This window comes from Nonomuraea sp. NPDC050680 (assembly GCF_040654555.1).
Classification (GTDB): domain Bacteria; phylum Actinomycetota; class Actinomycetes; order Streptosporangiales; family Streptosporangiaceae; genus Nonomuraea.
Genome location: NZ_JBFAIF010000007.1, coordinates 120225 through 145739, shown reverse-complemented (window position 1 = coordinate 145739; position 25515 = coordinate 120225). Strand labels below are relative to the sequence as shown.

Sequence of the window (25515 nt, the reverse complement as noted above, 5' to 3'; positions counted from 1 at the left end):
CGTCGTCACGGAAGCACCCCCTTGAGCCGGTAGAGATCGTCCGTAAGAAGGTATCTCCCTGGACTGACATCGACCAGACCGGGGTCGTTAAAGACACGAAAACTGTTTATCGTGCCCGGTCGAATGCCTACGCGGTGGGCGAACTCGGAAACTTCCGGCGGATGATCGGCGATACACCGTTTATCACGTTGGCCACCTCGTGGCCGTCCAGCGCGGCCGTGAGGTTGTCCATCGTGGCCGTGAGCAGGCGTCCGGTGGACTCCGGCGTGACTCCGGCGACGTGCGGCGACAGCAGCACGCCGTCGATCTCGCGCAGCGGGTCGCCGTCGGGCAGGGGCTCGGTCTCGAACACGTCGAGCGCCGCGCCGCCGAGGTGCCCGCCGGTGAGCGCGTCGGCCAGCGCCGCCTGGTCGACGACCCCGCCCCTGGCCGCGTTGACCAGCAAGGCGCCCTGCTTCAGCCGCCGGGGATCGATCAGCCCGCGAGTCTCGTCGGACAGCGCGATCACCACGACGACCACGTCGGAGGTGGACAGCAGCGGCGCCAGCTCCTGATAGCCCGGCTCCGCACGGGGTGTGCGGGTCCAGTAGGACACCTGGCAGCCGAACGCCCGGAACAGCCGGGCGCAGGCCGCGCCGATCGGACCGTAGCCGACGATGCCGACCTGCCGGCCGTGCAGCTCGCGGGGCTGCAGGCCCTGCTGCGGCCAGTGGCCCGCGCGGACGGCGGCGTCGGCTTCGGCGAGCTTGCGCGACAGCGACAGGGCGGCGGCCAGGCACCACTCGGACACCGCGACGGCGCTGACGCCGGCCGTGTTGGCCAGCGGCACGCCCGCGGCGGCCAGCGCGGCCAGGTCGTGGCCGTCGACGCCGACCGAGGGCTGCTGGACGAAGGCCAGCCGGGGCGCGGCGGCCACCGCCTCGGCGTCCAGGGCCAGCTGGCCCGTCCAGTCGCCGAGCACGATCTCCGCCTCGGCCAGCGAGGCGAGAAGCGCGGCGCGGTCGCGGACCGGCGGCACCCGCACGGCCACCCGGTCGCCGAGCGGCGCGAGCAACTGCCGCAGCACCTCCTCGGGGAGCGGCGGCAGTGCGAGCAGATTCCAGGGCGTCATGCGACCACCGGCCCCACCATGGAGAGGCAACTCATGCCGTCACCGGCCCGACCGTGGAGAAGGCAACTCATGCCGCCACCGGCACGACCGTGGAGAAAGCAACTCATGCCGCTACCGTAAAGCTGGCGATCACCTGCCGCATCAACCCCTGATCTTGTCTCCACCGTGCCTCGGTGGCCGTCCACGACAGGACATAGGCGGTATTCCCGATCGCCACCGCCCGCTGCACCTCGTGGTACTTCACGCCCTGCGTGCTCCACGGCGCGTCGCCGGTCGGCCCCGCCGTGTAGGTGAACTCCCACTCCACGGCCTTGGTCCCCTGGTGGGTGACGGACCTGCGGCGCAGGGTCCGAAGGTCCTGGTCGTTCTGCCCGGCGGTCTCCTGCGAGTCGCGGATGATCTGGTTCGGGTCGAGGTTGACGTAGATGGCCTGGACGTCGAAGTGCCCGGTCCGGTCCCGGCGCGTCCACTCGGTGTAGGCCTCCTTGCGGGCGCCCTTCCAGCCGGTGGGCCGCATGATGGACCAGCCGTCGGGCGACTTCCAGGCCCGTACCGCCGCCACCACCCTGGTCGGGGTGGGCGTCGGGGTGGGGGTGGGCGTCGCGCTGGTCTTGGCGCTGGGCGGCGGCGTGCTCGGCGGCGCGCTGGCCACGGCGCTCTGCGTGACGCGCGGCGCGCCTTCGGCCGACCCGCTGAACTTGAAGAAGGCGAACCCGCCGCCCCCGACCACCAGCACCGCCGCCGCTGCCGCCGCGAGGAGGGTACGGCCGCCGCGGGGTGGCTTCGGCTCCACCACGACCCGGTCGGCGTTCGGCTGCTTGGCGGCGACGATGGCGGCCAGCAGCGCGTCGGCCTGCTCGGCGTTGACCCGTTCGTGCGGCTCCTTGCGCAGCAGCCCCTGCAGGGCGGGGTGCATGATCGGCGGGATCCGGCGGTAGTCCGGCTCGTCGCTCAGCAGCGCGTTCAGCGTGGCCATGGGATCGCCGCGCTCGAACGGCGACCGGCCGACCAGCGTGGCGTAGAGCGTGGCCCCGAGCGACCACAGGTCGGAGGCGGGCCCGGACTCGGCCGCGCGCACCCGTTCGGGAGCCAGGAAGCTCGGCGAGCCGGTCACCATCCCGGTCTGGGTGAGCGACGCGTCGCCCTCGGCGGTGGCGATGCCGAAGTCGGTGAGCACGGCCCGGCCGTCGTCGGTGAGCAGGATGTTGCTCGGCTTGACGTCGCGGTGCAGGATCCCGACCTCGTGCGCGGCCCGCAGCGCCGACAGCACCTGCCGGCCCACGTCGGCCGCCTGCCGCACCGGAAGGGCGCCGGAGGTGGCGACGACCTCCTCCACCGAGGGGTACCGCACCAGCTCCATGATGATCCACGGCCGGCCGTCCTCCTCGACCACGTCGTAGATCGCGACGACGGAGGGGTGGTTCAGCCGTGCCGCCATGCGCGCCTCGCGGGCGGTACGGAGCAGCTGCCGTTCCTGGTCGGCCCGGGGCAGTCCCTCGGGCAGGAGCACTTCCTTAACGGCGATCTGCCGGTTGAGCAGTGTGTCGCGGCCTTCCCAGACCACGCCCATACCGCCGCGCCCCAGTTCGCGCAGTAACTGGTAGCGCTTGGCCACCAGCCGGTTGCTATCCGAAACCATGTCCAACCCTTGTAGACCCACCCGAACAGTGGGCAAGTTTCCCATACCTCGCGTATGTCTGCCTGAAGGACGGGAAGGCGGCTTGCCAGAGGTCACCGAATGTTGTTCTACTGAGGCCAGCCGAGTCGTAGGAGATGCCGATGTCTGAAGGCCGTCAGGGCCCGCTCGCCGGGATCCGGGTGCTGGAGCTCGCGGGACTCGCGCCGGGCCCGTTCGCCGGGATGATGCTCGCCGACCACGGCGCCGACGTGCTGCGCGTCGACCGCGTGTCCGCCGTCTCCGACGAGCCGCGCACGGACGTCATGGACCGCGGCAAGCACACCATCGGCCTGGACCTGAAGTCGCCCGAGGGCGTCGCCGCGCTCAAGGAGCTGGCCAGGAACGCCGACGTCGTCATCGAGGTCTTCCGGCCCGGTGTGGCCGAACGGCTCGGCATCGGCCCCGCCGACCTCCACGCGGTGAACGAGCGGCTGATCTACGGCCGGATGACCGGCTGGGGACAGGACGGGCCGCTCGCCGCCACCGCGGGCCACGACATCGACTACATCGCGATCTCCGGCATCCTGTCGATGCTCGGCCGCGCGGAGGACAAGCCGACGCCGCCGATCAACATCCTGGGCGACTTCGCCGGCGGCGGTCTCATGCTCGCGTACGGTGTGCTGCTCGCCCTGTTCGAGCGGGAACGCACCGGCAAGGGCCGGGTGATCGACGCGGCCATGGTGGACGGCGCCGCGATCCTGTTCGCGATGTTCTACCACGGCGTCCAGAGCGGCTTCTGGGGCCCGCGCGGCACCAACCTGCTGGACACCGGTGCGCCCCACTACGACACCTATGAGACGGCCGACGGGGAGTTCATGGCGGTCGGCTCGCTGGAGCCGCAGTTCTGGGACGCGATGGTGACGCGGATGGGGCTGACGGACCTGCCGGACCGCGGCGACAGGAAGCAGTGGCCGGCGCTCAAGGCCCGCCTGGCCGAGGAGTTCAGGTCGCGGACGCGGGCGGAGTGGGAGGCGGTGTTCGAGGGCTCCGACGCGTGCGTGTCGCCGGTCCTGTCCATGAAGGAGGCCGTCCGGCATCCGCACAATGTGGCCAGGGGCGCCTTCGCCGACGTCGGCGGCCTCAGCCAGCCGGTCCCCGCCCCGCGCCTGCTCGGCGTGCCGGACCAGGACCTCTCGCCCGCCACCCGGCTCGCCGACCTGTCCGCCTGGGGCCTGAGCGCCGAGGAGGCGGAGAAGCTGCGTTCCCAGGGGGTGCTGGCCTGACATGGACCCCGACCTGCTCGACGGCGCCCTGTACGCGGGCGACCCGGCACCCGTCTATGCCTGGCTGCGTGAGCACTCCCCCGTCCACCACGACGCCGCCAACGGGCTGTGGGGCATCTCCCGCCACGCCGACATCACGGCCATCGAGCGCGATCCCGGGCTGTGGACCAGCACCGGCGGTTACCGCCCCCAGCTGCCCTCCGATCCGTCGATGATCGGGATGGACGACCCGGAGCACGCCGAGCACCGCCGCCTCGTCTACCGGCGCTTCACGCCGCGCCACGTCCACGAGCGCTACGCCGCCCGCGTCCGCGAGGTCGTCGTCGAGCTGATCGACCAGGCCCTGGAGGCCGGCACCGTCGACGCGGTGCCCGCCCTGGCCGCGCCGCTGCCCGCCCGCATGATCGGCTGGCTGCTCGGCTTCCCCGACGCGGACTGGCCGCGGCTCAAGCACTGGTCGGAGACCACGATCGTGGCGGGCGGCGGCCTGCGCTACGTCACGCACGAGGCCGCGGTCGCCGCGGGCGAGTTCGGCGAGGCCGTACTGGCCCTGGCCGCCGAACGCCGCGCGTGCCCGGCCGACGATCTGGTGACCCTGTGGTCCGGCCGGGCCGCCTACGACGACGACCACCTGGCGAACGAGGCGCTGCTGCTGCTCGACGGCGGCGCGGAGACCACCCGTACGGTCATCGCGACCGCGATCGACGCGCTGATCCGTCACCCGGACCAGTGGCGGCTGCTGCGCGAGGACCGCGGCCTGATCGACAACGCCGTGGAGGAGTTCATCCGCTGGACCACCCCGATCCTGAACATGTGCCGCTCGGCCACCCGCGACACCGAGCTCCATGGGCAGCGCATCGGGCGAGGCCGGCAGGTCCTGCTCATGTACGGCTCGGCGAACCGGGACGAGGCGGTGTTCGAGCGTCCGGAGGTGTTCGACGTGACGCGCAAGCCGGGCGGGCACATCGCGTTCGGCCTGGGGACCCACTTCTGCCTGGGCGCGTCACTGGCCCGGCTGGAGTTACGGATCTTCTTCGAGGAGTGGATCGACCGGGTGGGCTCGGCCGCCTGGGCCGACGACACGGGCCCGCGCATCCTGCCCAACGCGTTCGTGCGCGGCGTCACGTCCTTTCCCGTCGTGCTCTCGCCGCGCGGGTGAACTGGTCGTCGAAGCGGCGGGGGAAGGGCACCATCCGATGCTTGTGCCGGTACGGCGCGGCCTGCCGTACCACGTTGAACCCGGCGGCGGAGACGATGCGGCCGGCCGTCGCGAACAGCGGCCAGGCCGGACGGACGGCGCGATGGGCCACCCCGGCGGGCAGGCCGGGCGGCGCGGCGGGCGAGACGAGCACGAGGCGCGGGCTGAGACCTTCGAGCAGGGCGCTCTCGCGGGCGTACGCCACCAGCTCCAGGATCTCGCCCGGCGGCCCGGAATGCACGATCAGCCAGTCCCCCGGAGCCGTCACAGGCCATGGGCCCGGCGGGTCCCCGGGCGCCGTGGCGGGCGGCGGGTCCAGGAGCGACAGGGGATCGATCCGATCCGAGACCGAGCGCAGATACGACAAGTGCGGCCCGCTCACCGGCTCGGCCAGCCACGTCTGGGCGAAGCGGAGCGGCCGGTCCTGGATCAGCGGCCGGTAGGCGTCCCAGCGCAGCAGCCTGGCCAGGTGCACGACCCGCGCCCCCGGCGGCACGCCCGCCGCGTCCAGCTCGCCGCCGAGCCCGGCGGGGAAGGCGTCCACCACGATCTCGTCGGCCCACGCGAGCACGGCCGGGTCGCGCGGCCACTCGGTGCGGATCGTGGCCGCGGCGCCCGGATGGACCGTGTGCAGGTAGGCCCGGACCCGGGTGAGATGGCCGAGCCCGCCGCCTCGGGCGTAGCAGACGATCATGCGTTCTCGTTGAACACCTTCAGGTAGCCCTCCGTCTCGGCGGCCACCGTGAAGTCCCTGCGTACCCGCTCGGCCGCCGCCGTGCCCAGCTTGGCCAGCTGCTCGTCCGTGGCCCGCGCGGCCCGGTCGACCGCCGCCCGGCACTCGTGCGGGTCCCCGGCTGCGAAGCGGAAGCCGATCTCGTCGTCGACCAGGTCGGCCAGCCCGCCCGCGTCGGAGGCGAGCAGCGGGACGCCGAGGGCCGCGGCCTCCAGGGCCACGTTCGGCAGGCCGTCGTAGAAGGAGGGCAGCGCGACCAGGTCGCAGGCGGCATAGAGCGCGGGCAGCTCGTACCGGTCGAGGAACGGCAGCCGCGTGTGCCCGGCCGGCACGGCCAGGTCGGCCTCCAGTTCCCCGACGAGCAGCAGGTGGAACAGGTCGGCGTGCCCGGAGGCGGCCAGCGCGTCGAGCAGGAAGCCGACGCCCTTCTTGTTCTTGAGCTGCCCGATGAGCCCGATCGTGCGCCGACCGGCGGCGGCCCGCCTGGCCAGGCCCGCCGCGCGTTCGGAGGGCAGGACCTGCCAGCCGGCGGTGTCGATGCCGTTGGCCACCCACCGCACCCGCGCCTCCGGAACCAGCGCGGACACCAGCGGCGCGTGCCCGGAGGCCACCACGCACACCGTGGCCGAGGCCCGTAACGCGTCGAGCAGGGCGCCCCTGCGGCGCAGCGAGAAGACACCGGTGTCGAAGTCGTTGCCGCGCAGCAGCGTCACCAGCGGGGCGCCGAGCCACGCGGCCAGGATCGGGGCGCCGAGCATGGCGTACGTGCCGCCGAACGCCACCACGTGCGTGTACGACTCGCCGCGCAGCACGGTCCACAGCCGGCGCAGCGCGTGCTCGGGATTGTCCTCCAGCGGCACGGTGAGCAGCCGCCCGCCCCGCTCGCCGCCGGTCTGCCAGGGCCGCGCCCGCCTGGTCAGGTGCGCGACGTCGATCTCCACGCCCGCCTCACGCAGGCCCCTGACGATCCTGTCGCAGGACTCGGCCATGCCGCCCCTGCTCGGCGGGTAGTGCTCGGTGAGCCACAGCAGCCGCATCAGCTGTCCACGAAATCGCGCTCGTCGCCGTCGCCGAAGTCACCGAAGTCGCCCTGGTCCTCGGGGTCGAAGGCGCCTCTGTCGTAGTCGTCGAACGTGCCGTACCAGCCGGGGTCCTGGTAGGTGGAGGAGGTGCTCTGGTAGTGGTCGCGGCGGAAGCCGCTGGTCCAGAACGGGTCGTAGGCCGAGCCGTAGCCCTGGGCGGTCGCGCACTCGGGACAGACGCCGCCGGGCCCGACGTGCCGGTCACAGATCGGCCTGCCACACCCGGCGCAGGCGGTGACCGGCGCGCGGCCGCAGCGGCCGAGCACGAAGAATCCGGTGCTCACCATGCACGGGATCACGCGACCCTCCTCCTCTGCGTCCACCTGAACGGTTCGGTCGCCACCGTCATGATCGCCCCGAGCTGGTCGCGCTCGGCGGGCAGCGGCACCTTGGCGGCGGCCCTGATCACGGTCTTCACGCCCGGACGGACCTTCACCCGGATCCACCACGGCGGCGGGGTGCCCGGCCGCGCCGGCACCTGGCCCTTGGCCAGCGAGCGGCTGGTCTGAATGTGCTGCACGGCCTTGGCCTTGGTCTTGGTCTTGCGCTTGCCCCGCGGGTTGACCTTGACGATGCGGCGACGCCTGACCACATCGGTGACGGCGAGCGTGAGCACGCTGCCGTCGCGTAACTCCGAGCGGACGCTGAGCCACGGATCGCGCACCCACCACTCCTCGGCCCGGCGCACCGGCCGTACGACGGGCAGGGACCGGTGCGGGCTCTCCTTTCCGGGGACGCCGTGGCCGCGCAGATCGGCGGTGATGCCGACCATGCCGCCGCCGACGTCTTCACAGAGCACCCTGATCAACGGCACCAGCAGGCTCTCCGTACGCGCGGGCAGCCGCCACTTGGGCCGGCGGACGAGCCCGCGATGCCGGGAGAGGCTGGCCAGCAGCGTCGCCCATTCCGCCCTGGGCAGCGTGGCCGACAGCGTGTGCTCCCAGATGAGGGTCTGGTGCAGCGGGTGGAACCCGGCGATCGCCGCCCGTGTCTTCCGCCAGAACATGGCTCGAAACACTACACACGGCGATAAACCTCGGCGAGCCTCGCCCGGGAATCCGCCCAGCTGGGCACCCTGCCCCTGGCCCGCTCCGCCATCGCCCGCGCCTGGTCGGGGTACTCCAGGAGGATCCGGATCGCGCGGGCCAGCTCGGCGGGCCGGTCGGGCGCGACCAGCCGCCCGTCCTCCCCCAGGATCTCCCGTACGGCCGGCAGGTCCGAGGCCACCACCGGAGTGCCGGCCGCCATCGACTCCAGGATCTTGAGCGGGGCGCAGCCCTGGTCGAGGTTGCGCGGGCAGGCGGTGAGCGGGGCGGCGGACACGGCCGCGCCGGCCAGCCAGCCGGCCACCTCGTCGTGGGGCAGCGTGAACCGCCACACCATCCGCTCGGCCACCCCCAGGCGGTCGGCGAGGCGCTGGAGCGGTTTGGCGCGGCGTTCCGGGACGGAGGAGCAGACGACCAACCGCAGTTCGGTCAGGTCGGCCAGCCTGGCGAAGGCGCGGAGCAGCACGTCCACGCCCTGCCAGCGCTGCAGGGCGCCTACGTAGATCAGGTAGCGCTCGGGCGTGCCGGGCGGGCGGGCGCCGCCCGGTGTCGCTGACGCGGCTCCGGCGGCCTCAGCCACCGGCGCGGTCGGCGCGGTCGGCGCGGTCGGCGCGACCGGCGCGGTCGGCGCGGTCGGCGTCGGGGTGACGGGGTTGGCGGCGTTCGGAACGAGGAACACCTTTTCCGGATTTATCCCCATTCTGCGGATGGCGTCCCCGATGACGCTCGATGGCACGACAACCGCGTCCGCCTGTTCCAGGCAGTGCGCCTCCAGCCGCCGCAACTTGGCGACCGTGGCGGGGGCCGCCTGCGGCCAGGTGTGCGGCAGCTCGATGGACGGCAGCCCGTTCACCTCGTACACCACCTTGTGCCGGTGGCCGAGCGCCGGCAGCGCGCTCCAGGGGTCACGCACGTGGACCAGTTCCAGCGTCTCCAGGTGCGGCGCGAGATGGCGGGCGACCCAGTGCGAGTATGCCTCGGCCCGGTCGATCAGGTTGGGGATCTGCTCGTCGAACCTGGCGATCTGGACACCGCCCTCGCGCTGGTAGCGCGGCAGCCCGCCCCCGCCCAGCACCCCCAGCAGCCCGCCTCCGAACCGGTCGAACAGCTCGGCGGCCATCTGCCCGATGTGCACCGCCGACCCCTTGCTGGAAGGGAACCGGTCAAAGGCGAAATAGGCGGCACGCACGGCGCGCAGTCTATTCGCGCCGTTTCCGCTGACGCACAGCTTCTACCGACGCACGGCGTCGAAGCCGCCACCGTGCTCGGTCTGTGAGGCCACGACCCGAGCCCGAACGGGCTCGGGTTCGGTGCGGACGATCAGTAGACGGCGATGTAGAGGTCGGCGCCACCGGGGTGGTGCACCTCGAGGTCCGTCATGAACGCCCGCGCGGGCGTCCCGCCCGACTCGGTGTGCTTCCACACCTGCTGCCAGGCGTCGACGATCGCCTGCGGCATCTGGCCGCGCGCCTCGACCCGCAGAGCCGGGCCCGCTGGCACGCGTACGGCGACCATGCCCTCGGGCAGCCTGGGGACCGTCCGCACGCCGATGCCGACGATCTGCGTGTAGGCGCCGTGATGGTCGCTCTCGTAATCGGTCAGCACCGCGTAAAGGTTCTCGTCGACGCGTCCCGGGATGTGCGCGAACGCCCCGGGGGCGCCCGCCCGCTGCCACAGCACGGGCAGCTTCGCCCTGGCGGGGTCGATCTCGTCGGCGTTCGAGGTACGTACGGCGATACCGACGACTGTCAGCTCGTTTCTCTCAGTGACCTCCACAGGCCCTCCATCCCCCTAAGTATCCCGGCCGATCATATGGCCATAAGAAACGGGAACCCCCTCCTTAGCCACCCACCGCATAAGATGGACGAACGTGAAGTTCCTTAACGGCCTCGAGCCGCAATACGACCTGACATACAGCGACGTGTTCATGGTCCCGTCGCGTTCCTCGGTCGGTTCCCGGCTCGCGGTCGATCTTTCGACGAACGACGGCACGGGCACCACCATTCCGATCGTCGTGGCGAACATGACCGCGGTCGCCGGCCGGCGCATGGCCGAGACGATCGCCCGCCGGGGCGGCATCACCGTGATCCCCCAGGACATTCCCATCGACGTCGTGACAGAGGTCGTCGACTGGGTCAAGAAGCGCGACCTCATCCACGACACACCGCTCACGCTGACGCCGCACGACACGGTCGGCGAGGCCATGCAGCTGCTGCCCAAGCGCGCGCACGGCGCGGTCATCGTCGTCGACTGGGACAACCGGCCGGTCGGCGTGGTGACCGAGGCCGACTGCCAGGGCGTCGACATGTACACGCAGCTGTCGCAGGTGATGTCGAGCGAGCTGCTGACGCTGCCGGCCGGGCTGGAGCCGCGCGCGGCGTTCGACCGGCTGCACGGGGGCCGTCACCGCCTGGCGCCCATCGTGGACGCCGAAGGCCGGCTGGTCGGCATCATGACCCGCACGGGCGCCCTGCGCGCCACGCTCTACCAGCCCGCGCTGGACACCGCCGGCCGGCTGCGCGTCGCCGCCGCCGTCGGCGTGAACGGCGACGTCGCGGCCAAGGCCAAGGAACTGCTCGAGGCCGGGATCGACTGCCTGGTGGTCGACACCGCGCACGGGCACCAGGAGAAGATGGTCTCCGCCCTGCGCGCGGTCCGGGCGCTCGACCCGGGCGTGCCGGTGGCGGCGGGCAACGTGGTGACCGCCGAGGGCGTGCGCGACCTGGTGGAAGCGGGCGCGGACATCCTCAAGGTGGGGGTCGGCCCCGGCGCCATGTGCACGACGCGGATGATGACCGGGGTGGGGCGGCCGCAGTTCTCGGCCGTGCTCGAATGCTCGGCGGAGGCGCGACGGCTCGGGCGGCACGTGTGGGCCGACGGCGGTGTCCGGCACCCGCGCGACGTGGCGCTCGCCCTGGCCGCGGGCGCGGCCAACGTGATGATCGGCTCGTGGTTCGCCGGGACGTACGAGTCTCCCGGCGACGCGCGGACCGACGCCGACGGGCGCAGGTACAAGGAGAACTTCGGCATGGCGTCCGCGCGGGCCGTGCGGCTGCGCACGGCGGAGGACAGCCCGTTCGAACGGGCCAGGAAGGCGCTGTTCGAGGAGGGGATCTCGACCTCGCGCATGTACCTGGATCCGCGGCGGCCGAGCGTGGAGGACCAGATCGACGCGATCGTGGCCGGGCTGCGGTCCTCGTGCACGTACGCGGGGGCGGCCAGCCTGGAGGAGCTGCACGAGCGCGCGGTGGTCGGCATCCAGAGCGCCTCCGGCTACACCGAGGGCATGCCGCTGCACCAGAGCTGGTAGCTCGCTCAGGCTGGTAGCTCGCTCAGGCTGGTAGCTCGCTCGGGCTGGTGGCGCGGCTCGGGCTGGTGGCGCGGCTCAGGTTCTGCGCCAGCCGCCTGCCGCGTGGATCCCGCCGTCGACGTGCACCGTCGTGCCGGTCACGAACCTGGCCAGCTCGCTGGCCAGGAACACCGCCGCGCCCGCCGCGTCGGCCGGCTCCCCGAGGTGCCCGAGCGGCGGCAGGCGTACCGGCTCGAAGGGTCCGTCCGCCATCCGCTCCCGCACGTGTGTCTCGCCCTCGGTGGGCAGCCCGTCGGGCGCGATGGCGTTCACCCTGATGCCCAGGGGCGCGAACTCCAGCGCGAGCGACTTCGTCAGGCTCTCCAGCCCCGCCTTCATCGCCGCGTAGACCGCGAACCCCGGCGCCGCCTGGTGCGCCTCGCTGGAGGTCACGTTGATGATCGACGCCCCGGCGCCCATCATCGGCAGCATCCGGCGGATCATGCCGGTGACCTGCGTGAAGTTCTCCTCGATCAGGGTCCGCTCGCCGCGGGCCGTCGTGTCGGCGAACGCGGCGTGGAACGTCCCGCCCGCGTTGTTCACCAGCACGTCCACGCGCCCCCACCGCTCGTGCACGGCCTGCGCGAACACCTCCACGGCGACCGGATCCCGCACGTCCAGCGTCATCGCGAGCTCGCTGCCCGTTTGAGGCTTGTCCCGGTCGCAGATCGCGACATGAGCCCCGAATGCCGCGAACGTCTCCGCGATCGCCCGCCCGATCCCCCGGGCCGCCCCGGTGATCACGGCAACGCGCCCGGTGAGCAGGATCCCATCGGCAGAAAGGGCGGCCATGAACGATGACCATATCCCGAGCGCATAGAGTCGTCGGGTCCATTCCTGATCGCCAATACTCGTAACAGGAGCAATTCGTGGCACTCGAGAAGCCGGAAATCGACTTCCCGGAGGGTAACCCGCCCACCGACCTGGAGATCGTCGACATCGTCGAGGGGAACGGCCCCGAGGCCAAGCCCGGCCAGGACGTCAGCGTCCACTACGTGGGCGTCGCGTTCTCGACCGGCGAGGAGTTCGACGCGTCGTGGAACCGCGGTGAGGCGTTCGAGTTCCCGCTCGGCGGCGGGCGTGTCATCGCCGGCTGGGACCAGGGCGTGGCCGGGATGAAGGTGGGTGGCCGCCGCAAGCTGGTGATCCCCCCGCACCTCGGCTACGGCAACCGCGGCGCCGGCGCCCGCATCAAGGGGGGAGAGACGCTCATCTTCGTCGTCGACCTCCTGGGCGTCCGCTGACACCTGAGCGTCCGCTAACACCCTGGGGCGGGTCGCACACCCGCCCCACCCCTCGGGGGCCCCATCGCCGTGCAAAATGCTGGTCCTGGCGCGGCGGATTTGTCGGCGAAGTACGGCAACATAGGGCATGTGCTGTTGATCGACGTGGTACGGGTTTCGGAGGCGGTGACGCGCACGTCCGCCCGGCTCGGCAAGGTCGGCCATCTGGCCGAACTGCTCGGCAGGGTCGGTGCCGATGAGGCGGAGATAGCCATCTCCTACCTGTCGGGTGAGCTGCCTCAGCGCCAGGTGGGTGTGGGCTGGCGGACCCTCCAGGATCCGCCCCCGGCCAAGCTGGCCGCCACCGCCACCCTGACCCACGTCGACGCCCTGCTGTCGCGGATCAAGTCCGTCTCCGGCCAGGGCTCGCAGGCGACCCGCAAGGCCCTGGTCACCGAGCTGTTCGCCGGACTGACCAGCCAGGAGCAGGCGTTCATGCTCCGGCTGCTCAGCGGCGAGCTGCGCCAGGGTGCCCTCGACGGAGTGATGATCGAGGCGATCGCCAAAGCGTCGGGCGCGCCGTCCGCCGACGTGCGGCGGGCGCTCACGCTGCGCGGCTGGCTGCCCGCCGTGGGCGCGGCGGCGCTGACCGGTGGCATGGCGGCGTTGCACGCCTTCAAGCTCGAGGTGGGCCGGGCGGTCTCGCCCATGCTCGCCGGCAGCGCCCCGAACGTCGCCGCCGCGCTGGAGAAGGCGGGCGCCCCGGCGGCGCTGGAGTGGAAGCTCGACGGCGTACGCGTGCAGGCCCACCGCTCCGGCGACCAGGTTCGCGTGTTCACCCGCACGCTCGACGACATCACCGCGCAGGTGCCCGAACTCGTGGAGGCCGTGCTCGGCCTGGCCTCCGACGATCTCGTGCTCGACGGCGAGGTGCTCGCGCTGGGTCCCGACGGGCGGCCGCACCCGTTCCAGGTGACGGCCAGCAGGGTGACCACCAAGACCGGCGCCCCGCGGCTGCGGGAGGACACGCCGCTGAGCGTGTTCTTCTTCGATGCGCTGCGGGTGGACGGGGCCGACCTGCTCGATCTGCCCTACGCCCAGCGCCAGGAGGTCCTGGGCCAGACCGTCACGCCCGGTCTGCTCACGCCGCGGCTCATCACGGGCGAGGTGGCGGAGGCGGAGAAGTACTTCATCGACGTGATCAAGGCCGGCCACGAGGGCCTGGTCGTCAAGTCGCTGACCTCCCCCTACGCGGCCGGCCGCCGGGGCGCCGGGTGGATCAAGGTCAAGCCGAGGCACACGCTCGACCTGGTCGTCCTCGCGGCCGAATGGGGTCACGGCCGCCGCGAAGGCAAGCTGTCCAACCTCCACCTCGGCGCCCGCGACCCGCAGAGCGGCGGGTTCGTGATGCTGGGCAAGACGTTCAAGGGACTGACCGACGAGCTGCTCGCCTGGCAGACCGAACGCTTCCTGGAGCTGGCCGAGGGGTCCACCGAGGAGTGGACCGTCAATCTGCGGCCTGAGCTGGTCGTGGAGATCGCCTTCGACGGGGTGCAGCGGTCGCCGCGCTATCCCGGTGGGATGGCGCTGCGATTCGCGCGGGTGCTGAGGTACCGGCCCGACAAGCGGGCCGCGGACGCCGACACAGTGGAGACTGTCCGCTCGCTCATGATCTGACCCTTTGGTACGGCTCTTGCTCCTCTTGGGATGCCCTCGCCTATCCCCAAGGTGACAGAGTCGGCGTTTTCCGGCTGCCCCAAGATCCTCGGCGTACGCTCAGCGTTCTGGTCGACTCGTGACCAAAGTGATATATATCACTGAATGTCCCATTAAGTTGTCTTTACTCGCTGTTTGTCGCATATGTTCGACCACGTTCGCGGGGCACCCGCCCCGAGCGAGGGATCGGCCGACGCGCGCCCCCATATCCGCCCCGACCTGGCCTTTCCCTGTCCTTTCCCCTAGCTAGGACTGTGGTTTACCTTGGGCCAGCACTCCTACAACCCGAGCCGTCCGAACTCGGAGAGCCAGAAGAAGACTCCGGCCAAGCGCCGTTGGGTCACCGTCGCGGCCGGCGCGGCCGTCGTCGCCGCAGCCTCGACCACCGCCTGGGCGGCCGTCGCCAACGACGACGCCCCCAAGCCCACCGCGGCACTGGACGCGTCGCCGTCCCCCACGTACACGAGGGCCGACACCCCTCCGCCGGCGACCATGACGCCCCAGCCGAACACGCCGAGCACCAAGTCGGCCGCCCCCAAGCCCTCATCCAAGCCGTCATCCAGCCCCAAGGCCACCTCCCTGCCGAAGGCCGAAGCCGCCCAGCCGCCGACCAAGCCCGTCGAGAAGGCGAAGACCGAGCCGGTCCGCAAGGCGAAGACCGAGGCGGCCAAGCTGAAGACCCGCGTCCTCAGTTCGGGCACCTGCGGCGCGTCGTACTACGACGAGGGGCAGATGACCGCCAGCGGCGAACGCTTCGACCCGTCGGCCATGACCGCCGCCCACAAGACACTCCCGCTCGGCAGCAAGGTCCGTGTCACCAACCCGGCGAACGGCGACTCGGTCACGGTCCGCATCAACGACCGCGGTCCGTACGTGGGCGGCCGCTGCCTCGACCTCTCGGCAGCCGCCTTCTCCGCCATCGGCGACACGGGGTCCGGGGTCATGAGGGTCAAGTACGAGGTCCTCGCCCGCTCCTGACGCCGAGACCCGCGGTGCGTTAACCTCCACCCATGCCACACCTCTGTGACTGATCAGCAGCCGCCCGGCCCATGACCGGCCGGGCACCCCGCGAAGCGATCCCCCTTCGCCCGTCCGGCCCAGGACCGGCCGGACGGCTCGGCTGCTTGGAGTCACCAGGTGTCAACCGTTCCTCCCCGCCTGCCCGGAAACTCGCTGCTCGCGCTGCTGCGCGGCAACCCCGACTTCCGCCGCCTCTTCCTCGCCTCGGCCCTCAGCCTGACCGGCGACTGGTTCACCTTCGTCGCCCTGAACGCCTTCGTCTACCACCGCACCGGCTCGGCCGGGCTGACGGCCCTGCTGTTCGCCGTCGAGTCGCTGCCCGGCATCCTGCTGATGCCGCTCATCGGCTCGCTGACCGACCGCCTGGACCGCCGCCGCCTGCGCATCGCCTGCGACCTGGCCGCCATCGTCCCCCTCGCGGGCCTGCTCGCCGCCTTCCACCTGGGGTCGGTCCCGGTGGCGCTGATCTCGCTGGCGGTGCTGTCGGTGTCGGCCGCGGTGTCGAGCCCGATCCCCGAGGTCGTACTCCCCAACCTCGTCGCCCCCGACCGGCTGCCCACCGCGCAGGCCGCGCTCGGCAGCCTCTACTCCTCCGGCCTGCTGCTCGGGGCCGGGCTCGGCGGCCTGGCCACGACCGCCTGGGGCGGCACGGCCACGCTGCTGATCGACGCCGCCTCCTTCGTCGCGTCCGCCGTCCTCATCGCCCGCATCCGCCGCCCGTTCTCCACGGGCGCGGAGAGCCGCCGGATGCGCGTACGCACCGACACCGCCGAACTGTGGCGCTTCATCCGCGCCACCCCCACCGTGGCGGCCCTGCTCCTGCTGACGGCGGGCCTGCGCCTGTGTTACGGCATGGTCGGCCTCCTGCCCGTCTACGCGCTCGAACGGTTCGGCGCCACCGACGCCGGAGTCGGCGTCCTCTACATGGCGCAGGGGGTGGGCGCCGTGCTCGGTCCGTTCCTGGGCCGGCGGCTGATCGGGACGTCAGCGCGGCGGCGGCTGATCGTGTCGGGTGGCGCTCTGGCGGTGTTCGGGCTCGGCTACCTCGCCCTGGCCCAGGCCGGCGGCCTGTGGTCAGGCGTACCCGCCGCCATGGCCGGCCACCTCGGGGTGGGCGCGTGCGCCATCCTGGCCATCAACGGGCTGCAACTGGCCAGCCCCGACCACATCCGCGGCCGCGTGCTGGTCACCGCCTTCGGATTGTCGTCGGGGCTGCAGGGCGTGTCGTCGCTGGCGGTGGCCCCGCTGACCGTCGCGCTGGGCATGGCCGGGGCCACGCGCGCGCTCGGCGTACTCGCGGTCGGCTTCGCCCTGGTCTGGCTCTTTTACGCGCTCCGGCTGCCCGAACCAGCGGAGTGAGGCTCACTGATCGGCGACTGGGCGGATGGTGGGCGTAGAGGCATGCGGCCGCAAAGCCTCGGCCCTGTGCCCTCAAACCTGGCCTGACCAGCGCTTATGTGGGTAAACCCGCAATGGCCGCGAGGCCATGCTCCGCAGCGGACGCGCCACCGGCGACGTCGCGAGGCACAAGTCGCACGGCCTGTCACAGATGCGGGCCGCACTTTGTGAGACGTTCTGGGAGCCGGGCGGCGAAGTGATCCACTATCAGGACGGCAACGCCCTGTCGGACGCGCATACCAAGTTCGTCGTATTCATGCTGTGTGAGCCGGGTCAGCCCATGCTCACGTACGTCGAGGAAGAGGAGCTGGCGCAGCGGGCCCACCTGCGCGCCCCGCGTCCCACCGGCGGCTGAGTTCGATACGACGGACCCCGCACGGGGCCGGCTTCACCGGGCGGCCGGAGAGCTGGACATCGGCTCTCCGGCCGATCGCTGTCGGATGTCCTGTGGATCGGTGATCAGGTGCGCGCAAGAGTGCGGATGATCAGGTGCGCGCAAGAGTGCGTACGAGAGTGCGCGTCAATGCCGTGCGGTCATGGGCGGGGGCGGCTCACGCGCCGTGATCGCCGCGCCGGGAGTCGTCCTCCAGCGCCTCGACCGCGTCGAGCAGACCCCGCAGGCCGATCTCCTCGCGCTCGGCGTCTGTCGGATCGAAGAGCCATTCGGTGACCGGCAGTTCGGCGGCCTCCTCCGGACGGCTCGTCTCGACCAGGGTCACCTCCGCCTCGACCTCGATCTGGAGCTCGTACAGGAAGCCGTCCTCACCGCTCGGAGTGTTCATCGTTCCTCCATGGTTGGCTTGGGTGTGCGGTCAAAGGGACCTGGAGTGAAGACGTGGGGCTACTGGGCGGCGGCGGTCTGCTCGAGCCAGTCGCGGTAGCGGATCTTGCCGAGGATCGCGCCCTCATCCGGTACCAGCGTCCGCTCGCCCGGCACGCTGCCGTAGTAGCGCGCCTGCGGGTCGGCGACCACCGTGCGCGGGTCGCCCCAGGCGGCCAGGGCGTCGCGGAAGAACTCATCCATCCGGGACTGCTCGGGCCCGGCCACCTCGACCCGGCCGTTCAGCGGCTGCCCCATCGCGACCCGGCCGACCGCCTGCGCGACCTCGTCGCCCGCGATGGGCTGGAACCGCACGGGCGCGATCCGTACCGTGTCGCCGTCCGTGGACTGGTCCGCGATGCTCCGGACGAACTGGAAGAACTGCGTCGCGTGTACGAGCGAGAACGGGATCCCCGACTTCTCGATCAGCTGCTCCTGAGCGATCTTCGCGGCGAAGTAGCCGTTCTCCGGCATCCGCTCCGTCCCCACCACCGACAGCGCGACATGATGCCCGACACCGGCCGCCGCCTCCGCGGCGAGCAGGTTGCGGGTGGAGGTCTCGAAGAACTCCATCACCGCGGCGGGCTCGAACGACGGCGAGTTCGACACGTCAATCACCACCTGCGCACCCGCCAGCACCTGCGCCAGCCCTTCTCCGGTGAGGGTGTTGACACCGGTGCTCGGCGCCGCCGCCACCGCCTCGTGGCCGTGCTCACCCAGCTTCGCCACCAGCTTCGATCCGATCAGGCCAGTACCGCCGACCACGACGACCTTCATGGCACAACCCCTTCTGTCCGCCGGGGCACCCACGTGCCAACCGGTCCGCCAGCTAAGACAGGGCAGCCTCCGGGCTTGTGACAGCTGCCGCGAAATTCTCTTCTCAGGCTCTTCCTGGCTGTGCCACGCCCCTGGCCTGTCCCCGCTGCTCAACGAGATAGGCAGCAGGTACTATGCCAGGAATATCCCAAAGCTCGCATAACCCGACAAAAGGTACGCCGGAGCGGGGGCGATGGCAGTGGCGGATCCTGGAGCAGGCGGTCCGGAAGATCTCGAACAGGCGGCGGCGGTGTTCGTCGGTGTGCGGCCGCGCCTGTTCGGGATCGCGTATCGGATGCTGGGCGCCACCGAAGCCGAGGACCTCGTGCAGGATGTCTGGCTGCGCTGGCAGGCGTACGACCGCGCCACAGTGGGCAGCCCGGCCGGGTTTCTGGCGACGGTGACCATGCGGCTGGCGATCAACGCGGTCCAGTCCGTACGCGTGCGCCGCGAGACCTGCGCTGGCCCATGGCTGCCCGAACCCGTCGACACCGGCGCGGACCCGTACCTGGGCGCCGAGCGCGGCGAGGCCCTGGAGTTCGCGGTCCTGCTGCTCCTGGAGCGGCTCTCGCCCACGGAACGGGCGGCGTACGTGCTGCGGGAGGCGTTCGACTACCCCTACCGGCAGATCGCCGGCATCGTCCGGCTCAGCGAGGCGGCCGTACGCCAGCTGGTCAGCAGGGCCCGCAAACACCTGCTCGTCGAACGCCACACCCCCGTGGCCAGGACCGAGCAACGCAGACTGCTGGCCGCCTTCGTCACCGCCGCCCACTCCGGCGACCTGACCGCGCTGGAAGAGCTCTTCACCGCCTGGGCCGGCGCCGACGTGGCCTGCACGAGGACGAACGGGGAGTCTGCTTCACGACTCGCCAGAGCTGACAGCCCGCGTGGCCTGGCGGCGCGCTCCGGCGCGGGCCCCGGCAGCCGCGGTAATGATCGTGACGGCGACCAGCAGCACGCAGCCGCCCGCGATCGCCGCGACCACACCGGCCACGCCGATCCGCGGTGTCGCGAGTGGCACTGACACGTCTCGAGCGCCCCTTCTACTCCCCCGGTACGTCGGAAAAGACGGGGCAGCAGTCCGATCTGTGACAACAGGCTCTGAACTGTCCCGTGTCTGTGCCCCGCAGCTGTGAACTGTGCTCGCCGTACTAGCCGTCGACGAACGTGACCGTCTCGTCGAGCGGCGCCCTGCCCGTACGGATGTAATCCACCGTGACGTCCTCGAACCCGATCGACATGCCACAGAAGAGAATGAGCCCCTCCGGCGGCGAAACGACCTCAGCGACGGTCTTGCGAAACACCGACCACGCCATCTGCGGGCAACTGTTCAACCCCTCGGCACGCAACAGCAGCATGACAGTCTGCAAGAACATGCCGAGATCAGCCCACTGAGGCCGGCCCATGTCACGATCGATGTAACAGAACAACGCAGCTGGCGCACCGAAAGCCTGCCAGTTATCGGCAGCGGCCCTCTGCCGCGCCTCCCAATCCCCCCGCGGAATACCCAGAGCGCCATAACGCTCCTCACCAAAAGTTGAGCGACGCTCATAGTACGGAGACTTCAGCACCGGCGGATACATCTCGTACTCCCGCTCATCCCAAGGATCAGCAGCCGCCACCCGCTCCCCCGCACGCTTCTTCAACTCGGCCAACGGCCTGCCCGTCACCACGTACGCCCGCCACGGCTGAAGATTCGATCCCGACGGCGCCCAAGCCGCAGCCGACAACACCCGCTCCAGCACCTCCCGAGGAACAGGCCGATCAACAAACCCCCGCACCGCCCGCCGACTCGTGACCGCCTCATAGACATCCAAGATCCCCAACCTCCCTTCTATGGTCGCGTCCACGACAGTATCATTCGGAAAAGTATCATTCAATACCATTCGATGGCAAACGTGTCCCACGCATGGTGAGGAAAGAGGCCTCGTACAGGAGCCGATCGCGAACGTCGCCGTCGTCCGCTACGTCCAGCTACAGGAGCGATCTCCACGCCGGCCGACGCCGACGTCTATTGCGGGAAGGCGCTGAGCGGCACCGCGCCTGTCCCGTCTCCAGGTCGCAGGTGCGGACCGGTTGCGCGAGCGCGCTTACGCCTCGCCGTCGGCGGGATAGGCGAACCGGGTCAACAGATCCCTCAGCTGCTCGGACCCGTCAGACCCCAGGTCGGCAACCAGACGCTCAGCCAGCGGCTCCGCCGCCACATGAGCCGCGTCGAAAAGCTCGACGCCCTGAGGTGTGATCTCCACCGCCCGCACCCGCCGGTCCCCCGGAACGCTCTTGCGTACGGCCAGCCCCTTACCCTCCAGGTCGTCCACGACCCGCATGATTCCCGCTTTGTCCGACCCCGTCGCCGCCGCCAAGTCCCGCTGCACCGTGGGCCCGCGGTCGACCAGCACGATCAGCACGGCAAAGTGCCGCAACTCGATGCCGAACGGCCGGAGCGCCTCTGACATGACCGTGGCCGCGCGCCAGTGCGCCTGACGCAGCAGCAGGCCGAGAGCGAAAGGCGAGGCATCCCCGGGACGGTCGGTCGCACGTGAAGCGGTGGGCCTACGAGGAACATCGGCGCTCATGAGGTTATATTACCGACCATCTTTTCATTCGATACCGTAGCAAATGAAATTAATTACGGCTCGGCGCCAGGGCACGAGGCAGGCCGAGGTCAGCCAGTGTCAGCCGCCGCCGGGCCCTGCGGGCGCTCAGTCCCGTCCGGGTACGGCCATCTCACCGAGTAGGGACCAGTCGTCCTGAGGAATGGTCGCGTTCACGATGCGCGGCGTCTCGGCGAGGTACGGCGGCAGGGTCCGCTGCGCCTGCTTGAAATGCTCGGACTGGACGTGCGCCGCCCCGGCCTCGTCATCGCGAAACGCCTCGACCAGCACATACTCGGCCGGATCCGCCACACTGCGCGACCAGTCGAACCACAGGCAGCCAGGCTCGTCGCGGGTCGCCTGGGTGAAGTCGCCGACGATCTCGGTGAACCGGTCGGCGTGCTCAGGCAGGACGCGGAACTTCGCGGTGATGAAGATCATGGAGGCCATTTCCTTCGGTGAGCTGCGTACAGATCGAGATTAGCGTCAGCCACTCGCGAATCGACGTACCCACTCAGCACGGAGGCTCGTACCGTCGGTTGACGTCAAAGCCCGCATTGACGTCAACCGGCGGCACGAGCCCCAGATGGAAGACCCGCTCAGGAGCCTGGCCACGCGTTACTTCACCAGGCGAACCGTCATCGGATAGCGGAACGGGTTCTCCGAGAGCGCCGAAATGCCACCGGCGATGGACAGCACGACCGCCGCCACCCAAATAACCGGAATAAGCACGACCCCGATGATGGTGAACGGCAGCAGGAACGTCGCCCCCACCACCGTGAGCTGGAAGTTCAGGGCCTCCAACGCGTGCCGCCGGATGTAGGGCGAGGTCTTGCCGCCCGTCAGCAGCAGGATCAACGGCCCGATGATCGGGAACCCCACCAGCGTCAGCAGATGAGCCGCCGAAGCCCCGAGCCGTTCGTTGCTCTCCGGCGACGCCTCGGGCCGAACCGGCGCGGGCATGGGGCGGATCCTGGGGACGGCGCTCGTGCCGTACAGCTCCGCCATGATGGGCATCAGATCACCATGCGTACGCGCGGTCATCGCGCGCTCCAGCCGGTCGTCGAACTCGAGCTTGTCGAAGCGCCCCTCCGCGAAAGCCGCCTGGACGTGCTCGACCACGTGCTCACGGTCCTGGTGGGTGACGCGCAGGTGAGCCGGCGGCACCTGTCCCGGGCCCGGGGGTGTGGGTACCCCAGCCATAACAGCCATGCCTCTCCTTAGATTCGTGCAGTCTCCCTCCATACTGACCGCCGCACGTCATCGTGGCCATCGGGAGAATCCCCGATGTGTCCCCTAGATCACCCCGACGCGCGTGACCGTTTGGCGGTATAAAAAGGACTCATGAGATGGCGAGACCGCTACGGCATTCGGCGGCTGCGCGGTTCCAAAATCGCGAAGTTCGATCGGGAAGCCACTGACGCAGATATCGAGGCCCTCATCGCCTTCGCCAAGTCGCGGCGAGGCGTCGAGTTCTTCGTCGAGCCCGAAACCTTCGCGACGGACACCACGGCCGTCGCCGTGGCCGACGACGGCGAGTGGACCCGCCGCCGGGTCGGCTCCCCCGCCGTGATCCACAAGGTCGCCCGCGACCTTGCCCTGCCGGTGTACGACGTTCAGATCATGGGCTACCCACCCCGGATGCGCGCCTACAACGAACGGCGGCGTCGCGAGGAGAACCTGTAGCCGTCACAGCCCCCGTCATCGCGTCTCCACCCGCTCGGCGCCGGCCAGCACGTCACGCACCGAGGACCATCCGGCGAGAGCGTCCCGTACGTCCGCCCGAGTCTCCTCCCTCAGCGCCTGCGCGTGGGCCCGCTCGAGCACGTCGTCCAGGCGCTCGATCCGGCCGCTCGTCGCGGAGCGCACCGCCGCCTCCACCATGGCCAGGCTCATCACGTTCTCGTGCACCTCGCCGGACGGCGGCTCCCCGGTCCGGAGCGCCCGCACGAACACCTGCAGAGCGCCGGCGATCCCGGAGTACGGCGAGCCGGCCGGTTCACCGGCGTCCACCTCGGCGTCGAGGACCGGCTCGTGGTCGCCGTCCCAGAGCGCGGTGCCCTTCTCGCCGCTGACCCGCCAGGACCCGTTCCACGAGGTGATGTCGCCGGGACTGCACCAGCTGCCGTTGTAGACGTACCGGGTCCCGCCGTCCATCTCGAACACCACGGTCGCGTTGGCGTCCCCCGCGAACCAGCTCCACGGCGGGTTGTACGACTGGCAGTACGCCGTCACCGGCTCGGCCCGGAGCAGGAAACGCGCCGAGTCGAAAGCGTGGATCGCCATGTCGATGAGCAGCGGGTACGCCATCAGGTCGCGAAACCCGCCGAACCGCTCGGACCGGAAGAACGCCGTGCTCACCGTCCCGATCGCGCCGAGCCGCGCGGTCATCCCCCGCAGCGCGGCGAGCTGCGGGTTCCAGCGGCGGGACTGGCTGACCATGAACAGTTCACCGGTGACCTCGGCCGCGGCGGCCATGGACAGCGCCCGGCTCACGTTCTCCGCGACCGGTTTCTCACCGAGCACCGGCAGACCGGCGAACAACGCCGCGGTGGTCACCGGGTGGTGCGCCTCGGGAATGGTCACGTTGATCAGCGCCTGGGCGCCGCTCTGCCGGGCGAGGGCGACGGCGTCGGGGCCGACCGGGAGGTCCGGCAGGCCGGCCGAGTCGGCGACCTCCCGGGCCAGCGCCACGTTCAGGTCGGCGATGCCGGTGAGCACCACCTCGGGCGAGTCGGCGACGGTGGCCAGCCAGGCCCGGCCCATACCGCCGGCGCCGACGATGACCACCCGGAGCGGATCTGCCGGACTGGAGGGGATCGTCCGAAAGCTCACTGGAGCGGTCCCGTGTAGCCCTGGCCCTGGAAGAACTCCTCGGTCGCGTACCGCAGGAGCACGGGATGGCTCCGCTCCGGCCGGTCGGTGCGGGCCCAGGCGACGCCGTTCGCGATGACCCGGCGCACATCCTTGTGATGGTAGGTCGGGTACGCCTGGTCCCCCGGCCGGAAGTAGAAGATCTTGCCGTGGCCGCGGCGGAACGTGCAGCCGCTGCGGAACACCTCCCCGCCGCTGAACGAGCTGACGAACACGAGCTCGTCCGGTGCCGGGATGTCGAAGAACTCCCCGTACATCTCATCCTCGTCGATGATCAACGGGTGCGGCACGCCCTGGGCGATGGGATGCGTGGGGTCGACCGTCCAGATGAGCTCACGGTCGTGCTCGTCGCGCCAGCGCAGGGTGCAACTCGTACCCATCAGTTTGGTGAAGATCTTCGACCAGTGCCCGGAGTGCAGCACGACGAGTCCCATCCCGGACAGCACATGCCGGTGGACGCGCTCGACGACCTCGTCGGCGACCTCGTCATGCGCCGCGTGACCCCACCAGGTGAGCACGTCGGTGTCGGCCAGCACCTCCTCGGTCAGCCCGTGCTCCGGATCGTCCAGGGTGGCGGTACGGACGACGCAGCCGTCGGCGAGGTTCTCCTCGATGCCCTCCGCGATCGTCGTGTGCATGCCGTTCGGATAGATCTTCGCCACGTGCTCCTCGATCTGTTCGTGGCGGTTCTCACCCCACACCGTCACACGCAGCGGGCCTGCAGTTCCGTTTGTCATGTCGAACCTTTTCTGCTGAGGGATTGCTGGTTCTGCCGGGGGTTTGCCGGGTTCACTTGACGGCGCCTGCCGTCGTGCCCGCGGCGACGTAACGCTGGGCGACGACGAGCAGGACGATGGCCGGGATGGAGGCGAGCACGGCGGTGGCCATGACCGAGCTCCAGTCGTTGACGTATGTTCCGATGTAGGTGTAGAGCCCGAGCGTCACCGGGCGCACGTCCTCGGTCGTGGTGAGGGTGAGGGCGAACAGGAAGTCCGCCCAGGAGAAGAGGAAGGTGAACAGGGCCGCGGTGATGAGCGCGTTGCGGCTCATCGGCAGCACGATGGAGATGAACGTCCGGACGTGACCGGCCCCGTCGACCCGGCCGGCCTCCAGGACCGCCCGCGGGATGTTGATCATGAACGCGCGGACGATCAGGATCGCGAACGGGATGCCCGCGGTCGAGTCGGCGAGGATCAGGCCCGGGATCGAGTTGAGCAGTCCCAGGTCGTTGTAGGCGGTGTAGAGCGCGTTCGCGATGACGATCCCCGGGATCATCTGCGAGATCAGGATCCCGAAGAGGAACGCGCCCGCGAAGCGGACCTTGAAGTGCGCCAGGGCGTAGGCCGCAGGCATCGCGATCAGCAGGCTGAACACGACCGAGCCGAGGGCGACGACCAGGCTCGTGACCAGGTTGCGGCCCTGCTGGCCGAGCGCGGTGGCGTAGCCGTCGAAGCTGAGGTCGAACGGCAGCCACGGGGTGCCGACCGCCGAGCCGCCCGGCTGCAGCGAGACGTTGACCATCCAATAGATCGGGAACAGCAGAACGGCGAGGATGACGATCCCGGCGACGGTGCTGCCCCAGCCGCCCCGGGTCTCCCGGCGCCGCCGGGCGGCATGCGTGGTGGTGGTCATGA

At 70.6% G+C, this 25515-nt stretch carries 28 protein-coding genes; 10 read left to right on the top strand and 18 right to left on the bottom strand.

The window, feature by feature from the left end; genetic code table 11:
* Positions 1-127 precede the first annotated feature (127 nt).
* Together AB0H88_RS25090 and AB0H88_RS25085 are read right to left on the bottom strand one after the other, a co-directional pair.
* Complete coding sequence (locus AB0H88_RS25090) at positions 128-1111, bottom strand: NAD(P)-dependent oxidoreductase (protein WP_357648312.1); 984 nt, start codon at positions 1109-1111, stop codon at positions 128-130.
* A 103-nt stretch (positions 1112-1214) separates the two neighbouring features.
* On the bottom strand, positions 1215-2750 hold the full coding sequence (locus AB0H88_RS25085) for a serine/threonine-protein kinase (RefSeq protein WP_357648310.1): 1536 nt from the start codon (positions 2748-2750) through the stop codon (positions 1215-1217).
* Between the two features lie 140 nt (positions 2751-2890).
* Between AB0H88_RS25085 and AB0H88_RS25080 the strand changes: the two genes are divergently transcribed.
* Positions 2891-4012 carry a CaiB/BaiF CoA-transferase family protein gene (locus AB0H88_RS25080; protein WP_357648308.1) on the top strand — a complete coding sequence of 374 codons (1122 nt, stop codon included), beginning with the start codon at positions 2891-2893 and terminating at the stop codon, positions 4010-4012.
* Between the two features lies 1 nt (position 4013).
* Positions 4014-5171 carry a cytochrome P450 gene (locus AB0H88_RS25075; RefSeq protein ID WP_357648306.1) on the top strand — a complete coding sequence of 386 codons (1158 nt, stop codon included), beginning with the start codon at positions 4014-4016 and terminating at the stop codon, positions 5169-5171.
* On the opposite strand, the gene AB0H88_RS25070 is transcribed toward AB0H88_RS25075, so the two are convergent.
* From AB0H88_RS25070 to AB0H88_RS25045, 6 genes are all read right to left on the bottom strand, one after another.
* Positions 5134-5904 (bottom strand): hypothetical protein, encoded by a 771-nt coding sequence (locus AB0H88_RS25070; RefSeq protein WP_357648304.1) that lies wholly within the window; start codon positions 5902-5904, stop codon positions 5134-5136. The genes AB0H88_RS25075 and AB0H88_RS25070 overlap by 38 nt on opposite strands.
* Positions 5901-6980 carry a glycosyltransferase family 4 protein gene (locus AB0H88_RS25065; RefSeq protein WP_357648302.1) on the bottom strand — a complete coding sequence of 360 codons (1080 nt, stop codon included), beginning with the start codon at positions 6978-6980 and terminating at the stop codon, positions 5901-5903. The genes AB0H88_RS25070 and AB0H88_RS25065 overlap by 4 nt, the downstream gene beginning before the upstream one ends.
* Positions 6980-7324, bottom strand: coding sequence for a hypothetical protein (locus tag AB0H88_RS25060; protein ID WP_357648300.1), 345 nt, complete (start codon positions 7322-7324; stop codon positions 6980-6982). Before AB0H88_RS25060 ends, AB0H88_RS25065 begins: the two co-directional genes overlap by 1 nt.
* Positions 7321-8031, bottom strand: coding sequence for a hypothetical protein (locus AB0H88_RS25055; RefSeq protein ID WP_357648298.1), 711 nt, complete (start codon positions 8029-8031; stop codon positions 7321-7323). Before AB0H88_RS25055 ends, AB0H88_RS25060 begins: the two co-directional genes overlap by 4 nt.
* 11 nt (positions 8032-8042) lie before the next feature.
* Positions 8043-9260 (bottom strand): glycosyltransferase, encoded by a 1218-nt coding sequence (locus tag AB0H88_RS25050; RefSeq protein WP_357648296.1) that lies wholly within the window; start codon positions 9258-9260, stop codon positions 8043-8045.
* 131 nt (positions 9261-9391) lie between these two features.
* Positions 9392-9847 (bottom strand): GyrI-like domain-containing protein, encoded by a 456-nt coding sequence (locus tag AB0H88_RS25045; protein ID WP_357648294.1) that lies wholly within the window; start codon positions 9845-9847, stop codon positions 9392-9394.
* A 94-nt stretch (positions 9848-9941) separates the two neighbouring features.
* Between AB0H88_RS25045 and AB0H88_RS25040 the strand changes: the two genes are divergently transcribed.
* Positions 9942-11381, top strand: a complete 1440-nt coding sequence (locus tag AB0H88_RS25040) for a GuaB1 family IMP dehydrogenase-related protein (protein ID WP_357648292.1) — start codon at positions 9942-9944, stop codon at positions 11379-11381.
* A gap of 75 nt (positions 11382-11456) precedes the next feature.
* On the opposite strand, the gene AB0H88_RS25035 is transcribed toward AB0H88_RS25040, so the two are convergent.
* Positions 11457-12212 carry an SDR family oxidoreductase gene (locus tag AB0H88_RS25035; protein WP_357648290.1) on the bottom strand — a complete coding sequence of 252 codons (756 nt, stop codon included), beginning with the start codon at positions 12210-12212 and terminating at the stop codon, positions 11457-11459.
* Between the two features lie 77 nt (positions 12213-12289).
* Between AB0H88_RS25035 and AB0H88_RS25030 the strand changes: the two genes are divergently transcribed.
* From AB0H88_RS25030 to AB0H88_RS25010, 5 genes are all read left to right on the top strand, one after another.
* Positions 12290-12664: an FKBP-type peptidyl-prolyl cis-trans isomerase gene (locus AB0H88_RS25030; protein WP_357648288.1), complete on the top strand. Its 375-nt coding sequence runs from the start codon at positions 12290-12292 to the stop codon at positions 12662-12664.
* A 129-nt stretch (positions 12665-12793) separates the two neighbouring features.
* Positions 12794-14320 (top strand): ATP-dependent DNA ligase, encoded by a 1527-nt coding sequence (locus tag AB0H88_RS25025; protein WP_357648286.1) that lies wholly within the window; start codon positions 12794-12796, stop codon positions 14318-14320.
* A gap of 303 nt (positions 14321-14623) precedes the next feature.
* On the top strand, positions 14624-15337 hold the full coding sequence (locus AB0H88_RS25020) for a septal ring lytic transglycosylase RlpA family protein (protein WP_357648284.1): 714 nt from the start codon (positions 14624-14626) through the stop codon (positions 15335-15337).
* 159 nt (positions 15338-15496) lie between these two features.
* Positions 15497-16738, top strand: coding sequence for an MFS transporter (locus tag AB0H88_RS25015; protein WP_357648282.1), 1242 nt, complete (start codon positions 15497-15499; stop codon positions 16736-16738).
* 127 nt (positions 16739-16865) lie between these two features.
* A complete protein-coding gene (locus AB0H88_RS25010; protein WP_357648280.1) occupies positions 16866-17132 on the top strand; it encodes a hypothetical protein in 267 nt (88 codons plus the stop codon).
* Between the two features lie 196 nt (positions 17133-17328).
* Here AB0H88_RS25010 and AB0H88_RS25005 read toward each other — a convergent pair whose 3' ends face one another.
* Both AB0H88_RS25005 and AB0H88_RS25000 read right to left on the bottom strand, forming a co-directional pair.
* Positions 17329-17559: a hypothetical protein gene (locus AB0H88_RS25005; protein WP_357648278.1), complete on the bottom strand. Its 231-nt coding sequence runs from the start codon at positions 17557-17559 to the stop codon at positions 17329-17331.
* A gap of 59 nt (positions 17560-17618) precedes the next feature.
* A complete protein-coding gene (locus AB0H88_RS25000) occupies positions 17619-18374 on the bottom strand; it encodes an SDR family oxidoreductase (RefSeq protein ID WP_357648276.1) in 756 nt (251 codons plus the stop codon).
* Positions 18375-18606: 232 nt separating this feature from the next.
* Here AB0H88_RS25000 and AB0H88_RS24995 point away from each other — a divergent pair, with 232 nt between their 5' ends.
* Positions 18607-19437, top strand: a complete 831-nt coding sequence (locus tag AB0H88_RS24995; protein WP_357648274.1) for a sigma-70 family RNA polymerase sigma factor — start codon at positions 18607-18609, stop codon at positions 19435-19437.
* Between the two features lie 127 nt (positions 19438-19564).
* Here the strand turns inward: AB0H88_RS24995 and AB0H88_RS24990 are convergent, their stop codons facing one another.
* The 4 genes from AB0H88_RS24990 to AB0H88_RS24975 all read right to left on the bottom strand — a co-directional run bounded on the left by AB0H88_RS24990 (position 19565) and on the right by AB0H88_RS24975 (position 22219).
* Positions 19565-20263: a nitroreductase gene (locus AB0H88_RS24990; protein ID WP_357648272.1), complete on the bottom strand. Its 699-nt coding sequence runs from the start codon at positions 20261-20263 to the stop codon at positions 19565-19567.
* Positions 20264-20503: 240 nt separating this feature from the next.
* Positions 20504-20989 carry a MarR family transcriptional regulator gene (locus tag AB0H88_RS24985; protein ID WP_357648270.1) on the bottom strand — a complete coding sequence of 162 codons (486 nt, stop codon included), beginning with the start codon at positions 20987-20989 and terminating at the stop codon, positions 20504-20506.
* 126 nt (positions 20990-21115) lie between these two features.
* Positions 21116-21448 (bottom strand): putative quinol monooxygenase, encoded by a 333-nt coding sequence (locus AB0H88_RS24980; RefSeq protein ID WP_357648268.1) that lies wholly within the window; start codon positions 21446-21448, stop codon positions 21116-21118.
* A gap of 177 nt (positions 21449-21625) precedes the next feature.
* Positions 21626-22219, bottom strand: a complete 594-nt coding sequence (locus tag AB0H88_RS24975; protein WP_357648266.1) for a DUF1707 and DUF4870 domain-containing protein — start codon at positions 22217-22219, stop codon at positions 21626-21628.
* A gap of 132 nt (positions 22220-22351) precedes the next feature.
* On the opposite strand from AB0H88_RS24975, the gene AB0H88_RS24970 reads away from it, so the two are divergent.
* The gene (locus AB0H88_RS24970; protein ID WP_214642774.1) at positions 22352-22693 is read left to right on the top strand and encodes a hypothetical protein; all 342 of its coding nucleotides are present in this window, start codon (positions 22352-22354) and stop codon (positions 22691-22693) included.
* A 15-nt stretch (positions 22694-22708) separates the two neighbouring features.
* Here the strand turns inward: AB0H88_RS24970 and AB0H88_RS24965 are convergent, their stop codons facing one another.
* The 3 genes from AB0H88_RS24965 to AB0H88_RS24955 are packed head-to-tail and all read right to left on the bottom strand — an operon-like array spanning position 22709 to position 25513.
* On the bottom strand, positions 22709-23842 hold the full coding sequence (locus AB0H88_RS24965) for a Gfo/Idh/MocA family oxidoreductase (protein ID WP_357648264.1): 1134 nt from the start codon (positions 23840-23842) through the stop codon (positions 22709-22711).
* Positions 23839-24618 carry a ThuA domain-containing protein gene (locus AB0H88_RS24960; protein WP_357648262.1) on the bottom strand — a complete coding sequence of 260 codons (780 nt, stop codon included), beginning with the start codon at positions 24616-24618 and terminating at the stop codon, positions 23839-23841. Before AB0H88_RS24960 ends, AB0H88_RS24965 begins: the two co-directional genes overlap by 4 nt.
* A 52-nt stretch (positions 24619-24670) precedes the next feature.
* Entirely contained in the window at positions 24671-25513 is an 843-nt protein-coding gene (locus AB0H88_RS24955; RefSeq protein WP_357648260.1) for a carbohydrate ABC transporter permease, read from the bottom strand.
* Positions 25514-25515: the final 2 nt, after the last annotated feature.